This window comes from Acidocella sp. (genome assembly GCF_050253495.1).
GTDB lineage: Bacteria > Pseudomonadota > Alphaproteobacteria > Acetobacterales > Acetobacteraceae > Acidocella.
On record NZ_JBFWIX010000005.1, the window covers coordinates 96,247 to 120,498 of the forward strand.

The 24,252-nt window shown below is 67.1% G+C and carries 22 protein-coding genes; 11 read left to right on the forward strand and 11 right to left on the reverse strand.

The window, feature by feature from the left end:
• Positions 1-8: 8 nt before the first annotated feature.
• Genes AB7D48_RS06035 through tsaD form a run of 4 tightly spaced genes read right to left on the reverse strand, consistent with a single transcriptional unit; the run spans position 9 to position 4,738 of the window.
• On the reverse strand, positions 9-1,946 hold the full coding sequence (locus tag AB7D48_RS06035) for a tetratricopeptide repeat protein (RefSeq protein WP_427976493.1): 1,938 nt from the start codon (positions 1,944-1,946) through the stop codon (positions 9-11).
• A complete protein-coding gene (locus AB7D48_RS06040; RefSeq protein WP_427976495.1) occupies positions 1,943-2,896 on the reverse strand; it encodes an NAD(P)H-dependent glycerol-3-phosphate dehydrogenase in 954 nt (317 codons plus the stop codon). Before AB7D48_RS06040 ends, AB7D48_RS06035 begins: the two co-directional genes overlap by 4 nt.
• Positions 2,889-3,701, reverse strand: a complete 813-nt coding sequence (locus AB7D48_RS06045; protein ID WP_427976497.1) for a 23S rRNA (adenine(2030)-N(6))-methyltransferase RlmJ — start codon at positions 3,699-3,701, stop codon at positions 2,889-2,891. The genes AB7D48_RS06040 and AB7D48_RS06045 overlap by 8 nt, the downstream gene beginning before the upstream one ends.
• Positions 3,698-4,738, reverse strand: a complete 1,041-nt coding sequence (tsaD, locus tag AB7D48_RS06050) for a tRNA (adenosine(37)-N6)-threonylcarbamoyltransferase complex transferase subunit TsaD (RefSeq protein ID WP_427976499.1) — start codon at positions 4,736-4,738, stop codon at positions 3,698-3,700. The genes AB7D48_RS06045 and tsaD overlap by 4 nt, the downstream gene beginning before the upstream one ends.
• 83 nt (positions 4,739-4,821) lie before the next feature.
• Here tsaD and hemC point away from each other — a divergent pair, with 83 nt between their 5' ends.
• Genes hemC through AB7D48_RS06075 form a run of 5 tightly spaced genes read left to right on the forward strand, consistent with a single transcriptional unit; the run spans position 4,822 to position 9,045 of the window.
• On the forward strand, positions 4,822-5,757 hold the full coding sequence (gene hemC / locus AB7D48_RS06055) for a hydroxymethylbilane synthase (RefSeq protein WP_427976677.1): 936 nt from the start codon (positions 4,822-4,824) through the stop codon (positions 5,755-5,757).
• Positions 5,754-6,422 (forward strand): uroporphyrinogen-III synthase, encoded by a 669-nt coding sequence (locus AB7D48_RS06060; RefSeq protein ID WP_427976501.1) that lies wholly within the window; start codon positions 5,754-5,756, stop codon positions 6,420-6,422. The genes hemC and AB7D48_RS06060 overlap by 4 nt, the downstream gene beginning before the upstream one ends.
• A complete protein-coding gene (locus AB7D48_RS06065; protein WP_427976504.1) occupies positions 6,419-7,414 on the forward strand; it encodes a hypothetical protein in 996 nt (331 codons plus the stop codon). The genes AB7D48_RS06060 and AB7D48_RS06065 overlap by 4 nt, the downstream gene beginning before the upstream one ends.
• A gap of 4 nt (positions 7,415-7,418) precedes the next feature.
• Positions 7,419-8,639 (forward strand): heme biosynthesis HemY N-terminal domain-containing protein, encoded by a 1,221-nt coding sequence (locus AB7D48_RS06070; protein ID WP_427976506.1) that lies wholly within the window; start codon positions 7,419-7,421, stop codon positions 8,637-8,639.
• 1 nt (position 8,640) lies between these two features.
• Positions 8,641-9,045, forward strand: coding sequence for a (R)-mandelonitrile lyase (locus AB7D48_RS06075; protein WP_427976508.1), 405 nt, complete (start codon positions 8,641-8,643; stop codon positions 9,043-9,045).
• 76 nt (positions 9,046-9,121) lie between these two features.
• On the opposite strand, the gene AB7D48_RS06080 is transcribed toward AB7D48_RS06075, so the two are convergent.
• On the reverse strand, positions 9,122-10,303 hold the full coding sequence (locus AB7D48_RS06080; protein WP_427976510.1) for a CaiB/BaiF CoA transferase family protein: 1,182 nt from the start codon (positions 10,301-10,303) through the stop codon (positions 9,122-9,124).
• Entirely contained in the window at positions 10,303-11,481 is a 1,179-nt protein-coding gene (locus tag AB7D48_RS06085; RefSeq protein WP_427976513.1) for an acyl-CoA dehydrogenase, read from the reverse strand. The genes AB7D48_RS06080 and AB7D48_RS06085 overlap by 1 nt, the downstream gene beginning before the upstream one ends.
• Positions 11,482-11,583: 102 nt before the next feature.
• On the opposite strand from AB7D48_RS06085, the gene AB7D48_RS06090 reads away from it, so the two are divergent.
• Genes AB7D48_RS06090 through AB7D48_RS06100 form a run of 3 tightly spaced genes read left to right on the forward strand, consistent with a single transcriptional unit; the run spans position 11,584 to position 14,500 of the window.
• Positions 11,584-12,471 carry a LysR family transcriptional regulator gene (locus tag AB7D48_RS06090; RefSeq protein ID WP_427976516.1) on the forward strand — a complete coding sequence of 296 codons (888 nt, stop codon included), beginning with the start codon at positions 11,584-11,586 and terminating at the stop codon, positions 12,469-12,471.
• A 9-nt stretch (positions 12,472-12,480) separates the two neighbouring features.
• On the forward strand, positions 12,481-13,650 hold the full coding sequence (locus tag AB7D48_RS06095) for an NAD(P)/FAD-dependent oxidoreductase (RefSeq protein ID WP_427976519.1): 1,170 nt from the start codon (positions 12,481-12,483) through the stop codon (positions 13,648-13,650).
• 1 nt (position 13,651) lies between these two features.
• Positions 13,652-14,500, forward strand: a complete 849-nt coding sequence (locus tag AB7D48_RS06100; RefSeq protein WP_427976521.1) for a class I SAM-dependent methyltransferase — start codon at positions 13,652-13,654, stop codon at positions 14,498-14,500.
• A 55-nt stretch (positions 14,501-14,555) separates the two neighbouring features.
• Here the strand turns inward: AB7D48_RS06100 and prpF are convergent, their stop codons facing one another.
• The 4 genes from prpF to AB7D48_RS06120 form a co-directional block, all read right to left on the reverse strand.
• Positions 14,556-15,737, reverse strand: coding sequence for a 2-methylaconitate cis-trans isomerase PrpF (gene prpF / locus AB7D48_RS06105; RefSeq protein WP_427976523.1), 1,182 nt, complete (start codon positions 15,735-15,737; stop codon positions 14,556-14,558).
• A gap of 5 nt (positions 15,738-15,742) precedes the next feature.
• Positions 15,743-18,340: a Fe/S-dependent 2-methylisocitrate dehydratase AcnD gene (acnD, locus tag AB7D48_RS06110; protein ID WP_427976526.1), complete on the reverse strand. Its 2,598-nt coding sequence runs from the start codon at positions 18,338-18,340 to the stop codon at positions 15,743-15,745.
• An 11-nt stretch (positions 18,341-18,351) separates the two neighbouring features.
• Positions 18,352-19,035: a GntR family transcriptional regulator gene (locus AB7D48_RS06115; protein WP_427976529.1), complete on the reverse strand. Its 684-nt coding sequence runs from the start codon at positions 19,033-19,035 to the stop codon at positions 18,352-18,354.
• Positions 19,036-19,131: 96 nt separating this feature from the next.
• On the reverse strand, positions 19,132-19,773 hold the full coding sequence (locus tag AB7D48_RS06120; RefSeq protein WP_427976532.1) for a TetR/AcrR family transcriptional regulator: 642 nt from the start codon (positions 19,771-19,773) through the stop codon (positions 19,132-19,134).
• Positions 19,774-19,963: 190 nt separating this feature from the next.
• Between AB7D48_RS06120 and AB7D48_RS06125 the strand changes: the two genes are divergently transcribed.
• The 3 genes from AB7D48_RS06125 to AB7D48_RS06135 all read left to right on the forward strand — a co-directional run bounded on the left by AB7D48_RS06125 (position 19,964) and on the right by AB7D48_RS06135 (position 24,052).
• Positions 19,964-21,718, forward strand: a complete 1,755-nt coding sequence (locus tag AB7D48_RS06125; protein WP_427976535.1) for an acyl-CoA dehydrogenase — start codon at positions 19,964-19,966, stop codon at positions 21,716-21,718.
• An 86-nt stretch (positions 21,719-21,804) separates the two neighbouring features.
• A complete protein-coding gene (locus AB7D48_RS06130; protein ID WP_427976537.1) occupies positions 21,805-23,418 on the forward strand; it encodes an AMP-binding protein in 1,614 nt (537 codons plus the stop codon).
• Positions 23,419-23,497: 79 nt separating this feature from the next.
• Complete coding sequence (locus tag AB7D48_RS06135) at positions 23,498-24,052, forward strand: HdeD family acid-resistance protein (protein WP_427976540.1); 555 nt, start codon at positions 23,498-23,500, stop codon at positions 24,050-24,052.
• A gap of 40 nt (positions 24,053-24,092) precedes the next feature.
• On the opposite strand, the gene AB7D48_RS06140 is transcribed toward AB7D48_RS06135, so the two are convergent.
• Positions 24,093-24,245, reverse strand: coding sequence for a hypothetical protein (locus AB7D48_RS06140; protein ID WP_427976541.1), 153 nt, complete (start codon positions 24,243-24,245; stop codon positions 24,093-24,095).
• Positions 24,246-24,252: the final 7 nt, after the last annotated feature.

The following is a 24,252-nucleotide window of genomic DNA, read 5'->3' on the forward strand; positions in this document are numbered from 1 at the left end:
CCGAGGCCTCAGTGGCCGAACTCCTGGTCGATGCGCGGGTCATATCGCCGCGCCAGGGCAAGGTCCGCCTTGGCGGCCTCGTCATCGCCGCTTTCGCGCTCCGCCAGCCCCCGCCCATACAGGGAACTGGCGAGTTTCGGATCCGCCTTCAGCGCCTGATCGTAATAACCGATGGCCTGCTTATCATCGTGCAGCTTGAGATAGGCAAAGCCCGTGGAATCCAGCGTCGCGGCATCGCCCGGGTTCAAGGTCAGGGCCTGGTGGCAATAAGCCAGCCCGGCGCGCGCCTGCCCGGCCAGGCTCAGGAACCAGCAGCGATTATTCAGATCCGGCGCGGATTTGGGGCGCAGCGCCAGAATCCGCCCTTCATCCGCCGCCGCCTCGGCATAGAGATGGCGCATGCCGTAGCTCACGGCCCGGTCCTCGTAAGCGGGAATATATTTCGGGTCGAGCGCGATGGCCTTGCCGTCATCGGCGATGGACGCATCGAGCCGCCCGGCCTGCTGCTCAAGCTTGGCGCGCACGGCATAGGCCTGCGGCGCATCCGGATTCAGGGTCACCGCATGCGCGGCATCCGCCAGGGCCAGGCCCGGCTGCTGGGTCTGCTGATACGCTCCGGCACGCAGCAGCAAGGCATGGTAGAGCAGATCCGTCGCGCTGCCGGCCTTGTCCACCGCCACGGTGAGGTCCTTGAGCTCCGCCGGCAACTGCCCCAGCCCGTCCTCGATCGCGGCCCTCTGGATACGCAGGCGCGGCTCTTCCGGCGCGAAGGCGATGGCGCTGTTCATATCCGCCAGCGCCGCCTGAAGCTGGTTCTGATGCAGCTCGATCAGCGCGCGCTTCTGGTAATAGCCGGGGTAATCCGGGGCGAGCTTGACCGCCTGGCTCTCATCCGCCAGCGCGGCGCCAAGGTTGTTCTTCATCGCCTCGGCGGTGGCGCGCGCGTCGTAACCGGCGGCATTGTCCGGCGCCAGCGTGATCGCCCGGCTGGCATCGGCCAGGGCGGCGTCCGGGCGGTCCAGCGCCTCCTCGGCCAAAGCACGGTTGGTGTAGGCGGCGGCGTCATGCGGGTTGCGCGCCACGGCCGCGGTGGCATCGGCCAGGGCGGCGGGAAAATCCTCCAGCCGCAACTCGGCGAAGGAGCGGTCCACATACGCCCCCGCATCCTCCGGCGCCAGCGCGATGGCGGCACTCGCATCCTTGAGCGCGCCGGCGAAATCGCCCAGATGCGCCCGCGCCTCGGCACGGGCGGCCAGCCCCAGCGCATTGTCCGGCCGCGCCCGCAGAAACAGCGTCTCCTCCGTCAGGGCGCCCGGCCAGTCCCGCGCGGCGGCGGCCCCCAACCCGCGCACCAGATGCACGCGCGGGTCCGTGCTGCCCAGCGCTTCGGCCTCATCGGCATCGGCCAGCGCCACGGCCGCCCGCCCGCCCGCCAACTCCGCCAGCGCGCGGTCCAGAAACGCCGCCGAATCGCGTGGGTCGAGGGCCAGCGCGGCATTCTGGTCCGCCAGATCCGCCCGCCAGTCCCCGCCCGCCAGCGCGATCTCCCCCCGCAGGATCAGCGGCGTGGGGTCGTAAGGCACGAGCGAAACGGCCTGGTTGACCGCCGCCAGCGCCTCCTTGGGCCGGTGCAGGGCCAGCAGGGCGCGCGCCAGCGTCACCTGGATTCCACCATTTTCGGGATTGAGCGCGATGCCCGCCCGCGCATCCGCCAGCGCCGCCTCGGGCTGGTGCAACCGCAGCTCCGCCAGGGCGTGGTTGTTATAGGCCTCGAAGCCGTAAGCCCCCATATCCGGCCCGGCGGCGAGAAGCCGCCCGCACCCGGCCAGGGCCTGGGTGGGATCGTGACTTTCGCACGCCGCCACGGCGGGGGGCGGGGCATCCGCAAGGGCCGGCGCGGCGGTCAGAAGCGCGAATAGTGACACGAGGGCGCGACGCCGCATCATTCATCCTTCAAGGCGCGGCCCATCAGGGCCGTCATGGTTTGCTCCATATTCATTTCACCGCCGAGCAGCTTTGTCACGGCCTGGGTGACCGGCATCTCCACCCCCGCCGCCGCCGCGCGCGCCAGCAAAGCGGGCGCGGTCATCACCCCTTCCGTCACGGCGCTGCGCCCGCCCAGCATCTGGGCGAGGCTCCGCCCCTGCCCCAGCCCGAATCCCAGCGAGTAATTGCGGCTGCTCGCGCCCGTGCATGTCAGCAGCAGATCCCCCATCCCGGACAATCCGGACATGGTTTCCGCCCGCCCCCCCAGCGCCACCGCGAGGCGGGCGATTTCCGCCAGCCCGCGCGTGATCAGCGCCGCGCGCGCATTTTCGCCGAGCCCCGCCCCCATCACCGCCCCGGCGGCGATGGCGACGACATTCTTCGCCGCCCCGCCCAGGGCCGCGCCGGTCATGTCCGCCGCGCCATAGAGGCGAAAGCTCGGCGTATGCAAGGCGGCGATGAGATCCGCCCGCAATGGCGCATCCGGTGTCGCCAGCACGGCGGCGGCGGGCAGCAAGGCGGCGATCTCATGCGCGAAATTCGGCCCGCTCAGCACGGCGCAGGGGCGCGGCGCCACGATCTCGGGCGGCAGGAGATGGGTCGCTGTCTCCAGCCCCTTGCAGCACAGCACCAGGGGAACCTCCCTCGGCAAAGCGGGCAGGATGGCGCGCAAATTCTGCATCGGCACGGCAAGCAGCAATATATCCGCCATCGGCACCCGTGCCGTGACGCGCAGGCCGGGCGGCAAGGACACGCCAGGCAGACGCGGATTTTCCCGTTCCCGCTCGATGATGGCGGCTTTTTGCGGATCCCGCGCCCACAGCGCCACCTCCCGCCCGGTTCGGGCGAACAGAACGGCCAGCGCCGTGCCCCAGGCCCCGGCACCGATCACCGCGACGGTTTTATTCATGAATGATCCTCTCTATCCCGGCACGCCCCCCGGCCTCGCCGAACATCTCCAGGCAGGCGGCGAGAATGGGGGCGGCCTCCGCCTCGAAACGGAAAGGCGGGTTGACGATGACAAGGCCCGCGCCGTTCAGCCGGGCCGGGTCGGTATCGGGCCGGCGCAGCAATTCGGCGGCGATGACATCCTTGATGCCCGCCAGTTTCAAGGTCTCGAAAAACCCACGCACCGGCGCGCGGTGCTTGATGGGATACCAGACGGCGTAAACCGCCGCCGGAAATTTTTTCCAGGAGGCATTCAGCCTTTTGGCCAACGTGGAAAATTCGTCCGGCTGCTCGAAAGGCGGATCGATGAGCACCAAGGCGCGTTTTTCCGGCGGCGGCAGAAAGGCCCCCAGGGCCTCGTAACCGTCGCGCTCATGCACCGCGGCGTGTTCATAAGCGCGCATCGCGCGGCGCAATGCGGCGGCATCCTCCGGGTGCAGCTCGCAGGCGACCAGCCGGTCCCGCGGGCGCAGCGCCGCGGCGCTGAAAACCGGGGAGCCGGGATAGAGGCCAAGGCGCTTTACCGTCTCCACATACTCGGCCAAGGCGGGCGGCGGTGCTTCCAGAATCTTGCCCACCCCCTCGCGCCACTCGCCGGTTTTCTCGGCCTGTTCGCTGGTCACGTCGTACCGGCCGATTCCCGCATGCGTATCCAGCACCAGAAAGGGCTTGGGCTTACGCCGCAAGGCGGCCAGCAGGCGCAGCAGCAGGGCGTGCTTCATCACGTCGGCGAAATTGCCGGCATGGTAGATATGGCGGTAATTCATAGGCTTTCCAGCGGCCAGCGCGGCTTGCAGGGCGCATCGAGAGAGGAAAGATCGCCCTGGCGCAGATGTTCGATGCCCGCCCAGGCGACCATCACGGCATTGTCCGTGCACAGCCGCAAGGGCGGAGCGACGAGGCGCTTGCCCGCCTGGCCCGCCACCTCGGCCAGGCGCGCGCGGATGGCCTGGTTGGCCGCCACCCCGCCCGCGACGACGACCGCGCGGGCATCCGGCAGCATGGCCAACGCATGGTCGAGCCGGTCGCCCAGAATATCCGTGACGGCGGCCTGGAAACTGGCGGCGATGTCCGCCGCGCGGGCACGGGGCAACGCGCCTGGAGGCACCGCCGCGAGAAGCTGGGCGATGGCGGTCTTGAGGCCGGAGAAGGAAAAATCGCATCCCTCCCGGCGCAGCAGCGGGCGCGGCAGCGGCACGGCCTTGGCGTTGCCTTCGCGGGCCAGGGTCTCCAACGCCGGGCCGCCAGGGTAAGGCAGGCCCAGGAGCTTGGCGGTTTTGTCGAAGGCCTCGCCCACCGCATCGTCCAAAGTGGCGCCGAGCAGACGGTAGCGGCCCACCCCTTCCACCGCCACGCATTGGCTGTGCCCGCCCGAGAGCAGCAGCAGCAGATACGGAAATTCGACCGGCCCGGCGCCAAGGCTGGGCAGGCGCGCGGTGAGGGCATGGGCCTCCAGATGGTTGATGGCGAGATACGGCACCCCGGCCGCCAGGGCCGCCCCCTTGGCATAGCCGGTGCCCACCAGCAGCCCGCCGATCAGCCCTGGCCCAGCCGTGGCGGCGATGGCGGCGAGGTCCGAAAACCCCACCCTGGCCTGGCGCAGCGCGTCCTTCACCATGGCATCCAGCGCCGAGAGATGGGCGCGGGCCGCGATCTCCGGCACCACCCCGCCAAAAGCGGCATGGTCCGCGATCTGGCTGAAGACAAGTTCCGCGAGAATTTGCCCGCCGGGCGCCAGAATCGCGGCGGCGGTCTCGTCGCAGGAGCTCTCAATGCCCAAAATCGGCGCATCTTTTCTTTCCATGCCCCACGCTCTAGACCACACGCGTGAAAACCGAAACGCCTCCCGTCCTTCCGCCCGTGAAACCCCATCAGCGCAACCTGCCGATGCAGGTGGGCACGCGCGGCTCGCCCCTGGCCCGCCAGCAGACGGATACATTCCTGACGCTGCTGACCACGTTCTGCCCCGTGCTGCGGGGCATGCAGGTCTTCGAGGAACATATCATCGTCACCACCGGCGATGCGGTGCAGCACAAGGCGCTGGCGGAGATTGGCGGCAAGGGATTGTTCGCCAAGGAGATCCATGAGCAGCTTCTGGCCGGGACCATCGATTTCGCGGTGCACAGCCTGAAGGATCTGGAAACCGTGCTGCCGGAGGGCATCGCGCTCGCCTGTACGCTCAAGCGCGAGGATGCGCGCGATGCGTTGATTCTGCCGCCGGGCGCGGAGATCGACCCCACCGACCCGTTCGGCGCGCTGAAACAGGGCGCGCTGGTGGGCTCGGCCAGCGTGCGCCGCCAGGCCCAGATGAAATATGCGCGCCCGGACCTGAATTTCACGCTGCTGCGCGGCAATGTCGGCCGGCGCCTCGGCCGGGTGGAAAGCGGCGAGCTGGACGCCACGCTGCTGGCCTATGCCGGGCTGAAACGGCTGGGAATGGCGGAAAAGGCCAGCGTGCTGCTGAGCCCCGAGCAGATGGTGCCCGCCGCCTGCCAGGGGATTGTCGGCATTACCGTGCGCGCCGAGGATACGGAGCTGCTCTCCCTGCTCTCGGCCATCGAGGATCAGGAGGCCCGGGCCGTGAGCCGCGCCGAGCGCGCCTTGCTGGGCGCGCTCGATGGCTCCTGCCGCACGCCGATCGGCGGATATGCCAGGCTGCTGGAGGATGGCACGCTGCATCTCACCGGGCTGGCGGCGCGGGCGGATGGCTCCTTCCTGCTCAAGCGCAGCCTCACCGGCGCGGTGGCGGATGCCGAGGCGCTGGGACGTGAGCTTGGCGCCTCGCTGAAGGCCGACAGCCCCGAGGATATTTTCGCGCCGTGAAATTGCTGGTCACCCGGCCTGAGCCCGGGGCCAGCGCCACGGCCGCCCGGCTGGTCGCCATGGGGCATGAGCCCGTGCTTCTGCCTTGCCTGTCCGTCACCCCCCTGCCCGCCAAGCTGCCGCCCTACCCCGCCGCCCTGGTGGTGACCAGCGGGCAGGCCGTGCCCGCCCTGCCCGCCCGGTTGCACGGCGTGCCGGTGTTCTGCGTGGGCGACGCCACGGCGGCGAAGCTGCGCATGGCGGGCTTCACCCGCGTGGAGAGCGCGGCGGGCGATGCCGAGGCCCTGACCCGGCTGATCGTCGCGCGGAATATGCCGGGGACGCATGTGCTCGCCGTGGGGGAGCGCCATGGGCGAAAGCTGGCGGAGGATCTGCGCCGGGCCGGGTTTTCCGTGCTGCGCCGCCGTGTCTACAAGGTGTCCGCGCCGCGGGCGATGCCAGAAGACATCCGCGCCGGTTTGGCGGGCGGCGCATTCGACGGCGCGCTCTTCTACTCCGCCGAGACGGCCCGGGCCTTTGCCAGGCTCGATCCGCCGGGCACCGCCGCCATGCGGGCCTATGTGTTGAGCCAAAACGTCGCCAAGGGGTTGCAGGACACGCGCTGGGCCGCCATTCATAGGGCAACAGCTCCGACGGAGGCGGATTTAATGGCGTTGCTGGCATGAGCGAATCGGGACCGAACGACCAGGACAAGGACAAGGCAACCGGGACGGCGCAAGCGGCCGCCGCGCTGACGCCACCTGCCCCGGAGCCTGCCCCCGCGCCGCCGGAAGCGAAGGCCACGCCGGAACCGCAAGCCGGGCCGAAACCAGAGCCCAGACCCGAACCCAAGCCCGAATCCACCCACGAACCGGCGCCGCAAAAACCACGCCGGAGCGCCTGGCCGGTCTGGTTTGGGCTGGGATTCGTGATTCTGGCCGGGGGCGAGGGGTATCTCTTCGCGCAGCAGCAGGCGCACCAGGCGGACAAGACGCAATTGGCGGTTCTGCGCACCCAGGTGGCGGATATGCGCGCCGCGACGGCGAAGACCGCGCCGCTGGCCAATCTCATCGACACCCAGGCGGAGCTGGCGCAGAAGCAGGCGGCCCTGGCCGCGCAGGTGAACGCCATGCAGGGCATGGTGACGGGCGACCATGGAGCGCTGGCGGCCTTGCAGGCGAACGCGCAGGATATTGGCAAGCTCACCGCCCGCATGGCGCGGCTGAACGATGTGGCTGCGGCGCGCATGGCGCTGGAAAGCGGCCAGCCGCTGGGGGTGGTGCAGAGCGCGCCGCCCGCCTTGCAGCGTTTCGCCGACACAGCCCCGCCCACCATGGCGTGGTTGCGCGAGAGTTTTCCCGCCGCGGCGCGGGCGGCGGAGGCGGCCAGCCTGTCCAATAACGGCCAGGCCGGGTTCTGGGCGCAGGTGAAGCTGCGGCTGGAAGGGCTGATCACCATCGCCAATGGCACGCATGTGATTTTCGGCCCTCCCGCGACGGCGGCGCTGAGGCAGGCGCGCGCGGCCCTGGAGAACGACGATCTGGCCAAGGCCGTGCAGGCGTTGCAAACACTGAGCCCGCCCACCCAGGCGGCGATGGCGAGCTGGCTGACCCCGGCGCGGCAATTGCTGGCCGCGCGCGCCGCCCTGGCCCAGATGGCCCAGCAGCAAGGGCAATAGGCGCATGTGGAAGGCGCTGAAATTCTGCGTTCTGGCCGCCGTCATCTTGGCCTTGGCCTGGTGGGTGGCGGGGCTGCCCGGCGAGGTGAACGCCAATGCCGGGGATTATCAGATCAGCACCTCCACCCCCGTGGCGCTGTTGCTGGTGCTGGCGGTGCTGGCGGTGCTGATCATGCTGTTCCGCGTGCTGGGCGGGTTGCGCCGGGCGCCGGGGCGGTTTTCCGGCTGGCGGGGCGGACGCCGGGCGCAGGCGGGGGAGCTGGCCTTGCAGCGCGGGCTCGTGGCGGTGGCGGCGGGCGATGCCAGCGGCGCCAAGGCGGCCTCGGTAAAAGCGCGCTCCCTGCTGGGGGATACGCCTTTCGTGCAATGGCTGAACGCCGAGGCGGCGAGGCTCTCCGGCCAGACCGAGCAGGCGCGGCTGGCCTTCGAGCGTCTGACCCAGAGCAAGGAAATGAAATTCCTGGGCCACCAGGGGCTGCTGCGGGAAAGCCTGAAGGCCGGGCGCGCGGACGAGGCGGCCAAGCAGGCCGAAGCGGCGGAGGAAGCCTATCCCGGTGGCAACTGGACACGCCGGCAGCGGTTGACCCTGGCCGTGCGGGACGGGAATTACGCCGCCGCCCTGCGTCTGACGCAAGAGCCGCAGGAACGGACCGCTCTGGCCGTGGCGGCCGCCGAGAAAGCCGAGACGCCGAAGCTCGCCCTGGAATTCGCCAAGCAGGCGGTAAAGGCCGGCCCGACTTTCCCCCTTGCCCAGGCCGCCCTGGCGCGGGCGCTGCGCGGCCTGGGCAAGGAGCGCGCCGCGCGCAAGACCTTACTGAAAGGCTGGAAGAGCGCACCGCACCCGGCCCTGGCGGCGCTGTGGTTCACCCCCGGGGCCTCGGTGCTGGAACGCGCCCAGGCGGCGGCCCTGCTGGCGGCGGAAAATCCCGGCCATATGGAATCCGAATTGCTGCTGAGCGAAACCGCGCTGACGGCGAAACTGCCCGGCGAGGCGAGGCGCCATGCCGAGGCGGCGCTGAAAGCGGGCAACGCGGATGGACGGGCGGCGGCGATTCTGGCGAAGCTGGATGGCGAACCCGCCCCCGCCATCGCCCCGGCTTGGCGCTGCACCGCCTGCCGGGCACAGCTGGATGAGTGGTCCTGCGCATGCCCCGCCTGCGGCAAAGTGGGAACACTGACCCCGAACAGGCCCAGCACGGCGCTGACCACGACGGAGCAAGGATAGCATGGAGATCAAACGCGCGGGCTCGCAGCCTTCCGGCCGGGGCCCTGGGGATTATTTTACCGGCGCGGTGCGGATCGACCCGCTGAACAACCCGGACGAACCGGCGCGGGGGGCCATGGCGCTGGTGACCTTCGAGCCCGGCGCGCGCACCGCCTGGCATACCCATCCGCTGGGGCAGACGGTCATCGTCACCGCCGGGTGCGGCTGGGCGCAACGCGAGGGTGGCCCCATTGAGACCATCAGGCCGGGGGATGTGGTGTGGTTTCCGCCGGGCGAGAAGCACTGGCATGGCGCCACCGCCAGCACCGGGATGAGCCATATCGCGGTGCAGGAGAAGCTGAACGGCTCGCCCGTGACCTGGCTGGAACAGGTGAGCGACGAGGAATATGCGCAGGGCGCGGTTTAAGGGGACTTGGGGCTGGTTTTTTCAAGACACCGCGAAGAGGCCGCCTTTTTTGTAAAAAGGCGGCACCCAGAAACTTTTAAATGATTTTGTCCCGTTGCAGGCGGGTCAGGTCTTCGTCTGAAAGTTCCAGTATATCGCTGAGAACTTCCGTTGTGTCCGCGCCCAGCAGCGGCGGCGGGCGGTTATCCCGCACCTTGGAACGGGAGAAGCGCATGGGGCTGGCGACACCGCGCAGGCCCGGTGCGAGTTCCTTGAAGATGCCGCGTGCCCGCACATGCGGGTCGGCGTCAATGTCGGCGAATTCATTGATCGGCCCGCCGGGAATGCCGAAGGCTTCCAGCGTCTCCGTCCAATCCTTGGTGGTGCGCGCCGCCAGCAGCGTTTCCAGCAGCGGCACCAGTGTCGCGCGGTGTTTCACCCGTGCCGGGTTGGTGGCGAAGCGCTCATCGCGCGCGAGCTCGGGCGCGCCCGCCAGCGTGACGAAGCGCGCGAACTGATCGTCATTGCCGATGGCCAGAATCAGATACCCGTCCGAGGTGGCGAAAACCTGATAAGGCACAATGGAGGGGTGCGCATTGCCCAAACGCGGCGGCTGCTGGCCGGAGACGAGGTAAGAGGAAATCTGGTTGGCCATGGCGGCGATCTGCACATCGAACAAGGCAAGGTCGATATGCTGCCCCTGGCCGGAGCGCTCCCGCTCCAGCAAGGCCGCCATCACGGCGTTGGAGGCGTAGAGGCCGGTGAACACATCCACCACCGCCACGCCGGCCTTCATCGGCTCTCCGTCCGGCGCGCCCGTCACGCTCATCAGCCCGCCCATGCCCTGCATGAGAAAATCATACCCCGCGCGCGCGCGGTAGGGGCCGGTCTGACCGAAGCCGGTGATGGAGCAATAGACGAGACGGGGATTGAGCTTCAGCAAATCCTCAGGCCCCAGGCCCAGCTTCGCCAAACCGCCGAACTTGAAATTCTCCAGCACCACGTCGGATTTTTCCGCCAGGCGCTTGATCAGCGCCTGGCCTTCCGGTTTGGCCATGTCCACGGTGACGGATTTCTTGCCGCGATTGGTGGCGCAGAAATAGGCGGAGAGCCCGTTCTCCTCCACGAAGGGCGGCCCCCAGGAACGGGTGTCATCGCCCTTGCCGGGACGCTCGATCTTGATGACCTCCGCCCCCAGATCCGCGAAGACCTGCGACGCCCAGGGCCCCGCCAGCACGCGGCTGAGATCGAGAATCCTGTAGCCGGAAAGCGCTCCCATCAGAACGCGGCGATGCCGGTCTGGGCGCGGCCGAGGATGAGGGCATGCACGTCGTGCGCGCCTTCATAAGTGTTCACGGTTTCCAGATTCACCATGTGGCGGATCACGTGATATTCATCCGCGATGCCGTTGCCGCCCAGCATGTCGCGCGCCTGGCGGGCAATGTCGAGCGACTTGCCGCAATTATTGCGCTTGAGCAGGGAGATCATTTCGGGCGAGGCTTCGCCCGCATCCATCAGACGGCCCAGCCGCAGCACGCTGTGCAGGCCGAGGGTGATTTCCGTCTGCATGTCGGCGAGCTTCTTCTGGATGAGCTGGGTGGCGGCCAGCGGGCGGGCGAACATCTTGCGGTTCAGCGTATAATCGCGCGCCGTGTGCCAGCAGAATTCGGCGGCACCCAGCGCACCCCAGGCAATGCCGTAACGGGCATTGTTGAGGCAGGAGAACGGGCCGCGCAGGCCTTTCACGTTCAGCATCGCATCGTCGGGCACGAAGACCTCGTCCATCATGATCATGCCGGTGATGGAGGCGCGCAAGCTGACCTTGCCTTCGATCTTTGGCGTGGTGAGGCCCTTGGCTCCGCGCTCGACGATGAAGCCGCGAATGTCGCCCGCCTCGTCCTTCGCCCAAACCACGCAGACATCGGCGATGGGGGAATTGCTGATCCAGGTTTTGGAGCCGGAGATCAGATACCCGCCATCGACCTTCTTGGCATGGGTGCGCATGGAGGCGGGGTCGGAGCCGGCATCGGGCTCGGTGAGGCCAAAGCAGCCCACCCATTCGCCCGTGCGCAGTTTCGGCAGATATTTGTCCTTCTGCGCGTCGGAGCCGAATGCGTAGATGGGATACATCACCAGGGACGATTGCACGGAATAGGCGGAACGGTAGCCGCTATCCACACGCTCGACCTCTCGGGCGATGAGGCCGTAGGCGACATAGGAGACATCCGCGCACTCATGGGTGGAGAGTGTGGCGCCGAGCAGGCCCAGCTCACCCAGCTCGTTCATGATCTCACGGTCGAACCGCTCTTCCCGGAAGGCGCTGAGCACGCGCGGCTGTAGCTTTTCCTGCGCGTAGGCATGGGCGGTGTCACGGATGGCGCGCTCTTCCTCGGTCAGTTCCGCCTCGAAGCGCAGCGGATCCATCCAGTCGAAAGACGACATTTTACCCTTGGCCATGGTGTTTCTCCCTAAACTTGTCGTGGCGCCTTTGTGCCGCGCTGGCGCTCCTCTGACAATCGCATTAAATAAACAATTATAATGCGAAAAACGGATTAAAAAATGGAACTGCGGGCTCTGCGCTGTTTTGAGATATTGGCGGAGGAGTTGCATTTCGCCCGGGCGGCGGCACGGCTGGGGCTCGCGCAATCCGGTGTTTCACGCCTGATCGCGGATCTGGAGACGGATCTGGGCGGGGCCCTGTTCAACCGGGGCAAGCGCAGCCAAGTGAGCCTGACCACGACCGGCGCGCTGTTTCTGCCCGAGGCGCAAGCGATTTTGCGCCAGGCCGAGCGGGGGGAAAGCCTTGGCAAGCGCGCCGCGCGCGGCGAGGTGGGACGGCTGGAGATCGGCTTCGTGGCCTCGGCGGCGTGGGATGGCACGGCCTCCGCCCTGGTGGGGCGGTATCATGAGGCGGCACCGGGGGTGGAGATTCATCTGCGCGAGATGGAAACGCCCCGGCAACTGGAAGAGATCGCCGCCGGGCGGCTGGATATGGGGTTTCTGCGCGCGCGGGCGGATTATCCGGTGGAGGTGCGGGTGACGGCGCTGAAGCGCGACGCGCTGCTGCTGGCTTTGCCCGCCCATAGCCATCTGGCCCAGGCCCCCGCCCTGACGCCGGAGATGCTGAAGGGGCAAAAATTCATCCTGCCGCATTTCGGCGAGGAAGCCGGTTTTCTCGCCCGGCTGCGCAGCCTGGGCGAAGCCGGCGGCTTCACCCCGGAATTCTTGACCCCGGTGCGCGATTTCATCACCGTGCTCACCGCGGTTGGCGCGGGGCTGGGGCTGGGGCTGATCCCCGAACCGGCGAAGAGCCTGGGACTGCCCGGCGTGGTGCTGCGCCCCATCGGCGGGATCGCGCTGCAATCGGAGTTGATGCTGGCCAGCCGGCGGGCCGAAACCTCGCCCGCCGTGCGGCAATTTCTGGCGCTGGCCAGGATGAAGGGCTAGAGACCCGGCATGCGGGAGATTTACGACGCGCTGATTATCGGCGCCGGCGCGGCCGGATTATTTTGCGCGGGCAGCGCCGCCCAGGCGGGGCTGCGCGTGGCCTTGCTGGAACACGGACCCGAGCCGGGGCGCAAAATTCTCATCTCCGGCGGCGGGCGCTGCAACTTCACCAATCTCGACGTGAGCGCGAAGAATTTCCTGGGCGCCAACCCGCATTTCTGCAAATCCGCCCTGGCGGGTTTCACGCCTTACGATTTTCTGGCGTTGGTCGGAGAGGCGGGCATCGCCTGGCATGAGAAAACGCTGGGGCAGCTTTTTTGCGACGATTCCGCGCGGCGGATTGTCGAGATGCTGCTGGCGCGCATGAACGGGGCGGAGCTGCATTGCGGGGTGCGTGTCGAAACGGTGACGCATGACGGGCGGTTCCGGGTGGAAACCGGCAAGGGGGTTTTCCAGGCCAAAAATCTCGTGGTGGCGACGGGCGGATTGTCGATTCCAAAAATCGGCGCCACGGATTTCGCCTATCGTATCGCCCGGCAATTCGGGCATCAGCTGGTGACCCCCCGCCCCGCTTTGGTGCCCTTGAGCGTCGAGGCCGCATGGATCGGCGCGCTGGCCGGTGTGGCGGCACCGGTCACGGCCCAGGCGGGCAAGGTCTGTTTCGCGGAGAGCCTGCTGTTCACCCATCGCGGCCTCTCCGGCCCGGCGGTGCTGCAAATCTCCTCCTATCTGACGCCGGGCGAGAGCTTCATGGTGAACTTCCTGCCGGGCACGCGGCTGGCGGAGATCTTGCCCGCGGCCAAGCGCGCCCGGCCGAAAGCCGGCCTGAAATCCGTGCTGGCCGAGCATCTGCCCGCGCGCCTGGCCGCGCATTTCGCCCAGGCGCATCCTGGCAATCTGGCGGATTTGCCGGACCAGGCGCTGCGCCGGCTGGGGGACGAACTGAACGGTTTTACCTTCACCCCCAGCGGCACGGAAGGCTTCGCCAAGGCCGAGGTCACGGCGGGCGGTGTGGATACGCGAGGGTTGAACTCCCGCGATTGCGGCAGCAAGACCGTGCCGGGCCTGTTTTTCGCCGGCGAGGCGCTGGATGTGACGGGCTGGCTCGGCGGTTATAATTTTCAGTGGGCCTGGGCGAGCGGCCATGCCGCGGCCAAGGCGATTCGGGAGAGATGTTGACATGGCCAACGACAAACAGAAGACCTATTGGAGTGAGATCGCCGCGCCGAAATGGCTGAGGCTCGGCGGCGCGATGGAGGCGCGGCTGGCGCCGGTGAGCGATGCCGTGATCGCGCAAGCCGCGCCGCGAGCGGGCGAGCGCGTGCTGGATATTGGCTGCGGCGCCGGTTTCACCAGCCTGGAGGCCGCCCGCGCCGTGGGGCCACAGGGCCGGGTTCTGGGCGTGGACATTGCCGCGCCGATGATCGAGGCGGCGCGCAAGCGGGCCGAGGAGGCCGGCGCCAGGACCGTGAGCTTCATGACCGGGGACGCGCAGACGGATCTGTTCACACCCCCCGCCAATGTGCTGATCTCACGCTTTGGCGTGATGTTTTTCGACAACCCGGTCGCCGCCTTCGCCAATTTGCGCGACAGCGCCGCGCCGGGAGGGCGCATGGTGTTCGCCGCCTGGGCGCCGCTGAAAGATAATCCGCACTGGGCCATGCCGCTGGCCGTGGTGGAACGGCTGACCGGCCCCGGCGCGCCGCGCCCGGCGCATGCCTCCGGCCCGCTCGCCTTCGACGATGCCGATTATGTCCTGTCCATCCTGCATGAGTCCGGCTGGAAAAACCCGAACGTTCAGGCCACGCGGGTCAATCTGCGCGGCAAATCGCTCGACGACGAGGCGCGGGTCGCTTGTTTCATGGGGCCCGCCGGGGCGCTGCTGGATGAAAAGAAAGCCAGCGACGCCGTCCGCGCCGAGGCGTTCGCCACGATCCGCGCCGCATTGCCGGAGATTTCCTCCCCAGCGCCGGATGGCGGCGTGAGCCTGCCCGCCACCATCCATCTGCTCATGGCGAACGCCGAATAAAGGCGCGCCCGGCATCCGGCTGAACCCGGCCCGATGCCCGCTGGCCAGCCTTGCCCTATCCGGCGAAAGGCAGGTGCACCTGGCCGCTCATCAGCACGCGCGCGCTGCGGCTCATGATGGCCTTGCTGACCACCCACGCCCCGCCATGCCGCTCCGCCTTGGCGCCGACGCGCAACGTGCCGGAAGGATGGCCAAAGGTCACCGCCTCACGCGCGCCCCCGCCAGCGGCCAGATTGACCAGCGTGCCGGGCACCGCCGCCGCCGTGCCGATGGCGACCGAGGCCGTGCCCATCATCGCATGATGCAGCTTCCCCATGGACATGGCGCGCACCAGCAGGTCGATGTCGCCCGCCTTGATCTCCTTGCCGCTTGAGGCACGGTAATCGCGCGCGCGCGCGACAAAGGCGAGCTTGGGCGTGTGCTGGCGCGACGCGGCTTGCGCCAGCGATTCGATCAACCCCATGCGCAGCGCGCCATGAGCGCGGATGGTTTCCAGCTTTTCCAGCGCCGACGCGTCGTTATTGATGTCGTCCTGCAATTCCGTGCCGCTATAGCCGAGCGCCTCGGCTTCCAGGAAAATTGTCGGGATGCCGGAATTGATCATCGTGGCCTTGAAACCGCCGATGCCGGGCACCACCAGATCATCCACCAGATGGCCGGTGGGAAAGAGCGCGCCGCCATCGCCATCCTCCGCCGGGTCCATGAATTCAAGCTGGATTTCGGCGGCGGGAAAAGTCACGCCATCCAGCTCGAAATCCCCCGTCTCCTGCACCGCGCCGCCGGTCATCGGCACATGGGCGATGATCGTCTTGCCGATATTGGCCTGCCAGATGCGGATGGTGGCCATGCCGTCACGCGGCAGGCGCGCCGGATCGACCAGCCCGGCGGCGATGGCGAACGGCCCGACGGCGGCGGAGAGATTGCCGCAATTGCCCGACCAATCGACAAACGCCTTGTCGATGGCGACCTGGCCGAAGAGATAATCCACATCGTGGTCCGGCTTGGTGGCGCGGCCGATGATCACGGTCTTGGAGGTGCTGGAGGTCGCCCCCCCCATGCCGTCGATCTGCTTGCCATAGGGATCCGGGCTGCCGATGACGCGCATGAGCAGCGCATCGCGCGCCGGGCCGGGCACGCGCGCGGCCTCGGGCAGATCCTCCAGCCGGAAGAACACGCCCTTGGAAGTGCCGCCGCGCATATAGGTGGCGGGAATTTTGATTTGCGGTGCGAAAGCCATGGCGCTTACTCCGCCGCCTGCGCGGAATCCAGGAAGTCTTGCGCGAAACGCTGCAACACCCCACCCGCCTCGTAGATGGAAACCTCCTCGGCGGTATCCAGCCGGCAGGTCACGGGCACTTCGGTCACGGCGCCATCCTTGCGATGAACGACCAAGGTGAGGTCCGCGCGGGGCTTGCGCTCACCCACCACGTCGTAGGTTTCCGTGCCATCCAGCCCCAGCGTGAGGCGCGTGGTGCCGGGCTTGAACTCCAGCGGCAACACGCCCATGCCGATGAGGTTGGTGCGGTGGATGCGCTCGAAACCTTCCGCCACGATCGCCTCGACCCCCGCGAGGCGCACACCCTTGGCCGCCCAGTCGCGCGAGGAGCCCTGGCCGTAATCCGCGCCCGCGACGATGATCAAGGGCTGCTTGCGGTTCATGTAGGTCTCGATCGCCTCCCACATGCGCATCACCTTGCCCTCCGGCTCCACGCGGGCCAGCGAGCCTTTTTTCACCGAGCCATCCTCGTTGCGGACCATCTCGTTCAACAGGGTGGGGTTGGCGAAGGTGGCGCGCTGGGCGGTGAGATGGTCGCCGCGATGGGTCGCGTAGGAATTAAAATCCTCTTCCGGCAGGCCCATCTTCGCCAAATACTCACCCGCCGCCGAGCTGGGCAGAATCGCGTTTGAGGGGGAGAGATGGTCGGTGGTGATGTTGTCCCCCAACACCGCCAGGGGCCGCATGGATTTCAACGCGCGCTCTCCGGCCAATGCGCCCTCCCAATAAGGCGGACGGCGGATATAGGTGCTTTGCGCCCGCCAGGCGTAAAGCGGGCTGACCGGCTTGCGCGCGCCGCGATGGCCGAACATGGGCGCATAGACATTGCGGAACTGCTCCGGCTTCACCGCGTTGTTCACCACGGCGTCGATCTCCTCATCGGCCGGCCAGATGTCCTTCAGGCGGATTTCCCGACCCTCTGGCGTGACCCCCAGCACGTCATTCTCGATGTCGAAACGGATGGTGCCGGCGATGGCGTAGGCCACCACCAAGGGCGGCGAGGCCAGGAAGGCCTGTTTGGCATAAGGGTGGATGCGCCCGTCGAAATTGCGGTTGCCGGAGAGCACGGCGGTGGCATAGAGGTCGCGCTCGACGATCTCCCGCTGGATCTTCGGGTCCAGCGCGCCGGACATGCCGTTGCAGGTGGTGCAGGCGAAGGCGACGATGCCAAAGCCCAGCGCCTCCAGCTCCTGCTTCAGCCCGGCTTCCTCCAGATACAGCGCCACCGCCTTGGAGCCGGGCGCCAGCGAGGATTTCACCCATGGCTTGCGCGCGAGCCCCGCCTTGTTGGCGTTGCGCGCCAGCAGCCCGGCGGCGATGACATTGCGGGGGTTGGAGGTGTTGGTGCAGCTGGTGATGGCGGCGATGATCACCGCACCGTCGGGCATCTTGCCCGATTCCTGTGTCCAGGGAGCGGCGATGCCGCGCTCGGCCAGGGCCGAAACCGGCAGGCGCCGATGCGGGTTGGAGGGGCCCGCCATGGTGCGCACCACGCTGGATAGGTCGAATGTCAACACACGCTCGTAGCGCGCCTTGGTCAGCGCATCCGCCCACAGCCCGGCGGCGCGGGCATAGGTCTCGACCAGCTGCACCTGCCCGGCCTCACGCCCGGTGAGGCGCAGATAATCGATGGTCTGCTCATCGATGGCGAACATGGCCGCGGTGGCGCCATATTCGGGCGCCATGTTGGAGATGGTGGCGCGGTCGCCGATGGTGAGGCTGCGCGCGCCGTCTCCGTAAAATTCCAGATAGGCGCCGACGACTTTCTCACGGCGCAAAAATTCCGTCAGGCTCAGCACGATGTCCGTGGCGGTGATGCCAGGCTGGCGGCGGCCGGTCAGCTCGACACCGACAATATCCGGCAGGCGCATCCAGGAGGCGCGGCCCAGCATCACATTCTCGGCCTCCAGCCCGCCGACACCGACGGCGATGACACCCAGCGCATCGACATGCGGTGTGTGGCTGTCCGTGCCCACCAGCGTGTCCGGAAAGGCCACGCCGTCCCGCGACTGGATCACCGGCGACATGCGCTCCAGATTGATCTGGTGCATGATGCCATTGCCCGCGGGCACCACATCCATGTTGTCGAACGCATCCTTCGTCCAGTCGATGAAATGGAAGCGATCCTCGTTACGGCGATCCTCGATGGCGCGGTTAAGCGCGAAGGCGTCCTTCTCGAACCCGGCATGCTCGACGGCCAGGGAATGATCGACGATGAGCTGCACCGGCACCACCGGATTCACCTTGGCCGGATCTCCGCCTTTTTCGGCGATGGCATCGCGCAGCCCCGCGAGATCCACCAGCGCGGTCTGCCCCAGAATATCGTGGCAGACCACGCGGGCCGGATACCAGGGAAAATCGAGGTCACGCTTGCGTTCGATGAGCTGCTTCAAATAATCCGTCAGATGCGCCGGATCGCAGCGGCGCACGAGATTTTCCGCCAGAACGCGGGAGGTATAGGGCAAGCCCTCATAAGCCCCCGGCGCGATCGCCTCGATCGCGCCACGCGCATCGAAATAATCCAGGCCAGCGCCGGGAAGCGGTTTGCGGTATTTCGTGTTCATGGTCTGGTTTCCTATGGAATTTGGCGTTCTATGTTGAGGCGGGAGGTGCGGATATGGCGGCGCATCAAAAGCTCCGCCAGCTCGCCGTCACCATCGGCGATGGCGTCGAGAATCCGGTGATGCTCGGCGAAGGCCTGCGCCGGGCGGTTGGGTGTGGCCGAATATTGAATCCGGTACATGCGGGCGAGCTGGTACAGCTCATCGCATAACAGCCGGAACAGCATGGCGTTGCCGCAAGCCTTGACGATCCTGTAATGGAAATCGAAATCGCCTTCCTGCTGGTAATAGCCGCGCCCGGCCTGGAAGGCCTCGTCGCGCTCATGCTCGCGCAGCACGGCACGCAGCTCCTCCACCTCGTCGGAGGTCATGCGCTCGGCCGCCAGCCGGCAGGCCAGCCCTTCCAGCGATTCGCGGATTTGATAAAGCTCGCTCAGCTCCTGCCGGGTGAGCGACACCACCCGCGCGCCCACATGCGGCACGCGCACCAGAAGCTTCTGCCCCTCCAGCCGGTGCAGCGCCTCGCGCAATGGCCCCCGGCTGATGCCGTAGGCGCGCGCCAGCTCGGGCTCGGAGATCTTGCTGCCGGGCGCGATCTCGCCTTGCACGATGGCGGACTGGATCCGCCTCAGCACATGCTCGGAAAGCGTTTCACCCTCGGCCGCGCCGGTGACGGGGATGGTCTCTGTTTTTTGCATATTGTTGACAATATAAGCGGTAAATGATCAAAAACGAGAAGATTAATAGTATCCGCCCGAAAAATTGTCAACAATCTTCAGATAAGTGCGACGTGCTCAGCGTGGCCGGAAGATTTTCATCACCTCGTCGCCGATCTGCGCCGGGGTCATGCCGCCCGGCCGGTACCAGCCTGAAAGATTATTCAGCAACGTCAGCAGGGACAGGCGGTAAATCTTCCGGTCCACATCCGCGGGCAAGGGGATGTCGCGCACCAGCGTATCGAACAGCGCCTCGAAGCGGTCGCGCGTTTCGATCAGCCGGGTTTGCAGGCTGGGTGGCAGCAACCGGAAATCGTTCATCATCGGCGTTGTGGTGGAAAACGGATCGAGTTGGATTTCCGCCAGGGCCACGCTGGCGGCGCGCAACCTCTCCCACGGGTCGGTGCACGGGGCGATGGCGGCGCCGATGCGCGCCGCCGCCGAGGCCAGGGCACGGTCATGCACCGTGACGAACAGGATCTCCTTGGATTTGATGTAGTGATACAGCGACCCGCCGAGCAGCCCCACGCGCTCGCCGATATCGCGCACCGACGTGGCCTGATAACCGCGCGCCGCGAACAAGGCGGCGGCGGCATCCAGAATATCCTGATGGCGGCTGCTGATTTCCTCGCACGGCGGCGGCGCATCCTGTGCCCGCGCCGGCCGCCGCGCGGAGGCCGCCGCCGGTTTCTTCCCTGCCTTTTTCCTTGCTGCCGCCATGATCTCGATCCTCACTTCCCGCCGGTACAACAGACTAGCTGCCCCTTTATGACGCGGCTACGCGGTCCCTCAAAGTTTGCGATTGACTGTAACAACCGTTTGGTACAAGAGACAAGCGGCTTCGGCCGGCCCGCTGGCCGCGGCCAGTCCCGGAATGATACAAAGTCGCACCGACAAGAAGAGCCCCATCATGAGCTACGTCCCGCCCATCGACGATCTGCGTTTCCTGCTCACCTGCGTGTTCGACCTGCGGGAGCTGACACGGCTCTTCGCCGAGGAGGGGTTCGACGCCGAGCTGGCGCTGGCGCTGCTGGAAGAAGCGGGACGCTTCACCGCCGAAACACTGGCCCCCCTCAACCTGCCCGGCGACGAGGCCGGCTGCACATTGGCGAACGGGCTCGTGACCACGCCGCCCGGTTTCGCGCGGGCCTACCGGGCCTATGCGGAAAATGGCTGGTGCGCGCTCTCCGCCCCCGTGGCCCATGGCGGCCAGGGATTGCCGCACAGCATGCAGGTGCTGGTCGATGAGATGGTCTCCGGCGCCAATCTGTCCTTCGGGCTTTTTCCCGGCCTCACGCGCGGCGCCACCGAGGCGATCAGCGCCCATGCCAGCAAGGCGCTGAAGGATGCCTATCTGCCCAAGATGATCTCCGGCGAATGGACCGGCGTGATGGCGCTGACCGAAGCCGCCGCCGGAACGGATCTCGGCCTGCTCCGCGCCAAGGCCGTGCCCCTGGAGGACGGCGCCCATGCCATCACCGGCACCAAGATCTTCATCTCCTCCGGCGACCATGATTTCGGCGGCAATATCGTCCATCTTGTACTCGCGCGGCTGCCGGACGCGCCCGCCGGGGTGAAGGGCATCTCGCTCTTCCTGGTGCCGAAATTCCTGCCGGACACGCAAGGCGGGCTGGGCGCGCGCAACAGCCTTTCGGTGGGCGCGCTGGAGCATAAGATGGGCATCCACGCGCAGCCAACCTGCGTGATGAATTACGACGGCGCCAAGGGCTGGCTGGTGGGCGAGCCGAATCGCGGCCTGGCGGCGATGTTCACCATGATGAACGCCGAGCGGCTGTTCGTCGGGTTGCAGGGGCTCGGCATCGCCCATGCCGCCTATCTCAAGGCCGCCTCCTACGCCAAGGAGCGCCGGCAGGGCCGCGCACCGGGGCAGGACCAGGCCCCGGCCCCCATCATCGAACATCCCGACGTGCGGCGCATGCTGCTGAGCATCCGCGCCTTCGTGGAGGCGGGACGCGCGCTTGCCCTCTGGACCGCGATGCGGATCGACATGGCCCGCCATCATGAGGATGAAGCCACGCGTGCCCAGGCCGACAAGCTGGTCTCGCTGCTCACCCCGGTGGTGAAGGCCGCCTTCACCGATTTCGGCTTCGAAGCCGCGGTGCAGGCGCAGCAGGTTTTCGGCGGCCATGGCTATGTGCATGAATGGGGCATGGAGCAGTTCGTGCGCGACGCGCGCATCGCGCAGATTTATGAAGGCACCAACGGCGTGCAGGCGCTGGATCTGGTGAGCCGCAAGCTGCCGATGGACGATGGCGCGGTGGTCCGGGAGTTTTTCGACTTGGTGGCGGCGGAGCTGGGACAAGCCCGCGCGGCGGGCGCCGGCGAGACGGCGGGCGCCGTGGAGGCGGCCTTGGCCGAGCTGCGCCGCCTGACAGAGGAGTTGCTGCGCCAGGCCGGCGACGCGGCGGAAAGCGGTGCTGCCTCGGTGGAGTATCTGCGGATGTTCGCCCTGGTCTGTTTTGGCTGGATGTGGGCACGCATGGACGCCGCCGCGCGCAGGGACACCACCTCCCCGCCGCATGAGAGCAAGCCCGCCCTCGCCCGCTTCTTCGTGAGCCGGATGCTGCCCCAAACCACCGGGCTAGCCGCGGCCGTGCGGGCTGGCGCGGCCTCCATCACCGCCCTGCCGGCGGCGGTTTTCTGAGCCGGCGCGGCATGCCCAAGACCGACCAAGCCGTGGACTGAACAACAAGCAAAAATCTCCAGCCCCCATGGAGACGCGAGGATCATATGAGCCCTATCTTCGAGACCGACCTGGAACGCGATCCGGCCAATTACGTGCCGCTCTCACCACTCAGCTTCCTGCGCCGAGCGGAGCGGATCTTCCCGGACAAGATCGTGGTGACGCATCATGAACGCGCTTACAGCTACAGCCAGTTCACGGACCGTGTTCGCCGTTTCGCCAGCGCCATCGCCGCCGCCGGGGTGAAGCCGGGCGAGACCGTGGCCGTGCTCTCCCCCAACGGGCCGGCGGCGCTGGAAGCGCATTACGCGGTGCCGCTGGCGGGCGGCGTGCTCTCCATGATCAACACGCTGCTGGACCCTTCCGCCATCGCCTTCATTCTGGAACATGCCGAGGCCAAGCTGTTTCTGGTGGACCGGGAATGGGCCCCCAAGGCCATGGCGGCGCTGGCGATGCTGAAAACGCCGCCGGTGCTGGTGGAAATCGCCGACGAGGCGGCTCCGCCAGGCCTGACCCTCGGCGCGCAGGAATATGAGGATTGGATCGGCGCGCACATGCCCGCCCCCTGGCGCCTGCCCGCGGATGAGTGGGACGCGATCGCGGTGAATTACACCTCCGGCACCACCGGCAATCCGAAAGGCGTGGTGTATCATCATCGCGGCGCTTATCTCGGCGCGATCGGCGTGGCGTTCATGGTGAATCTCACGCAGGATTCCGCCTATCTCTGGACGCTGCCGATGTTTCATTGCTCGGGCTGGACCTATACCTGGGCGGTGACCGCGCTGGGGGCCACGCATGTCTGCCTGCGCAAGGTGGACCCAGCCATGATCTTCGAGAAAATCACCCGCCATGGCGTGACCCATATGTGCGGCGCGCCCATCGTGCTGGGCATGCTGATCCACGCGCCCGAGGGCGTGAAGCGCGTGCTGGACACACCGGTGACCGTGGCCATCGCCGGGGCGGCCCCGCCCAGCTCCATCATCGAAGGCACGGAGCGGCTCGGCTTTAAGGTGCAGCATGTCTATGGTCTCACGGAGGTTTACGGCCCCTCCGCGCTGTGTGAAATCCAACCGGCATGGCGGGATTTGGACATCGCCGCCCGCGCCCGTTTGATGGCCCGCCAGGGCGTGCCCGGCGTCACCCAGGAAGACCTGAGCGTGCTGGACACGCAAGGCCAGCCCGTGCCGGCCGACGGCAAGACGATCGGCGAACTGGCCTTCAAGGGGAATGTGGTGATGAAGGGCTATCTGAAAAACCCGAAAGCCACGCGCGAGGCCTTCCGCGATGGCTGGTTCCTCACCGGGGATCTCGGCGTGCTGCACCCGGACGGTTATGTGGAGATCAAGGACCGTTCCAAGGACATCATCATTTCCGGCGGCGAGAACATTTCTTCGCTGGAGGTGGAGGACGTGCTCTACCGCCACCCGGCGGTGCGCGAGGCCGCCGTGATCGCCGTGCCGGACGAGAAATGGGGCGAGGTGCCGCTGGCGGTGATCGTGCTGAAGGACGGGGCCAGCGTAACCGAGGAGGAGCTGACCGCCTATTGCCGCCAGCACCTGGCCGGCTTCAAGATTCCCAAAAAATATGCCTTCGGGGAGCTGGCCAAAACCTCCACCGGCAAGGTGCAGAAACATTTGCTGCGCAAGACCTATGGCGGCTGAAATCCGCGTGGCGGGGCTTGCCAGCCCGGCCATGCGCCATCACAGATGGGGCAACGGCAATCTCGTCAGGATGACTTAAATGACCTTTCCCGTTCTCCCCAACGGCCCGTTTCATGACAGGCTGCGCGCCATTTCACCCCGGCTGTTCTGGCTGGGGCTGCTGCTGACCCTGCTGGGCATCGCCGCCATCGCCTTTCCGGAATTCGGCACGCTGGCGGCGACCTTGCTCACCGGCTGGACGCTGCTGATCGCCGGTGTGCTGGTTTTTATCAGCTCTTTCTGGATTCATGGCACCGGGCCCTTTTTCGCCGCCAATCTGTTCGGGCTGCTCTCGGGTGCCGCGGGTGTGTTCCTGCTCTTCAACCCGATGGCCGGGGCGGTCACGCTCACCCTCATCGTCGGCATCATGTTCATGTTCCAGGGCGCTTCGGAGCTGGTCTTCGCGCTGGAGACCCGCCCGGCCAAGGGCTGGGGCGGCATGCTGGTCTCGGGCATTGCCTCCATCGTGCTGGCGATCATCATCGTCTCCGGCTGGCCGGGCATTTCGGCCATCGCGCTGGGCATTCTGCTCGGCATCAACTTCCTGACCACCGGCATCGCCTATATCGCCGTCTCGCGCTCGCTGAAGGGCTGAGCCAGCCCAAGCCCGCCCCGCCACGGCGGGGCGATCTGCCCTAAACGCCCTGACTATTGGTGTTGATTTCAGGCACGCCGTAATGCTCCCAGTTGCCGCCGCTGGGCATGTAGGACTGGAAATGGAATTTCCACTTTTTCCCGCTGCGGATGCCAAATGTCGTGCAGGTCATTCGCGGGGCGATGCGGTACATGGCGGGC

Coding starts and splice junctions, on each gene's coding strand:
- AB7D48_RS06035 (WP_427976493.1), bottom strand. CDS start 1,946: ATGATGCGGCGTCGCGCCCTCGTGTCACTATTCGCGCTTCTGACCGCC.
- AB7D48_RS06040 (WP_427976495.1), bottom strand. CDS start 2,896: ATGAATAAAACCGTCGCGGTGATCGGTGCCGGGGCCTGGGGCACGGCG.
- AB7D48_RS06045 (WP_427976497.1), bottom strand. CDS start 3,701: ATGAATTACCGCCATATCTACCATGCCGGCAATTTCGCCGACGTGATG.
- tsaD (WP_427976499.1), bottom strand. CDS start 4,738: ATGGAAAGAAAAGATGCGCCGATTTTGGGCATTGAGAGCTCCTGCGAC.
- hemC (WP_427976677.1), top strand. CDS start 4,822: ATGCAGGTGGGCACGCGCGGCTCGCCCCTGGCCCGCCAGCAGACGGAT.
- AB7D48_RS06065 (WP_427976504.1), top strand. CDS start 6,419: ATGAGCGAATCGGGACCGAACGACCAGGACAAGGACAAGGCAACCGGG.
- AB7D48_RS06070 (WP_427976506.1), top strand. CDS start 7,419: ATGTGGAAGGCGCTGAAATTCTGCGTTCTGGCCGCCGTCATCTTGGCC.
- AB7D48_RS06075 (WP_427976508.1), top strand. CDS start 8,641: ATGGAGATCAAACGCGCGGGCTCGCAGCCTTCCGGCCGGGGCCCTGGG.
- AB7D48_RS06080 (WP_427976510.1), bottom strand. CDS start 10,303: ATGGGAGCGCTTTCCGGCTACAGGATTCTCGATCTCAGCCGCGTGCTG.
- AB7D48_RS06085 (WP_427976513.1), bottom strand. CDS start 11,481: ATGGCCAAGGGTAAAATGTCGTCTTTCGACTGGATGGATCCGCTGCGC.
- AB7D48_RS06090 (WP_427976516.1), top strand. CDS start 11,584: ATGGAACTGCGGGCTCTGCGCTGTTTTGAGATATTGGCGGAGGAGTTG.
- AB7D48_RS06095 (WP_427976519.1), top strand. CDS start 12,481: ATGCGGGAGATTTACGACGCGCTGATTATCGGCGCCGGCGCGGCCGGA.
- AB7D48_RS06100 (WP_427976521.1), top strand. CDS start 13,652: ATGGCCAACGACAAACAGAAGACCTATTGGAGTGAGATCGCCGCGCCG.
- prpF (WP_427976523.1), bottom strand. CDS start 15,737: ATGGCTTTCGCACCGCAAATCAAAATTCCCGCCACCTATATGCGCGGC.
- acnD (WP_427976526.1), bottom strand. CDS start 18,340: ATGAACACGAAATACCGCAAACCGCTTCCCGGCGCTGGCCTGGATTAT.
- AB7D48_RS06115 (WP_427976529.1), bottom strand. CDS start 19,035: ATGCAAAAAACAGAGACCATCCCCGTCACCGGCGCGGCCGAGGGTGAA.
- AB7D48_RS06120 (WP_427976532.1), bottom strand. CDS start 19,773: ATGGCGGCAGCAAGGAAAAAGGCAGGGAAGAAACCGGCGGCGGCCTCC.
- AB7D48_RS06125 (WP_427976535.1), top strand. CDS start 19,964: ATGAGCTACGTCCCGCCCATCGACGATCTGCGTTTCCTGCTCACCTGC.
- AB7D48_RS06130 (WP_427976537.1), top strand. CDS start 21,805: ATGAGCCCTATCTTCGAGACCGACCTGGAACGCGATCCGGCCAATTAC.
- AB7D48_RS06135 (WP_427976540.1), top strand. CDS start 23,498: ATGACCTTTCCCGTTCTCCCCAACGGCCCGTTTCATGACAGGCTGCGC.
- AB7D48_RS06140 (WP_427976541.1), bottom strand. CDS start 24,245: ATGTACCGCATCGCCCCGCGAATGACCTGCACGACATTTGGCATCCGC.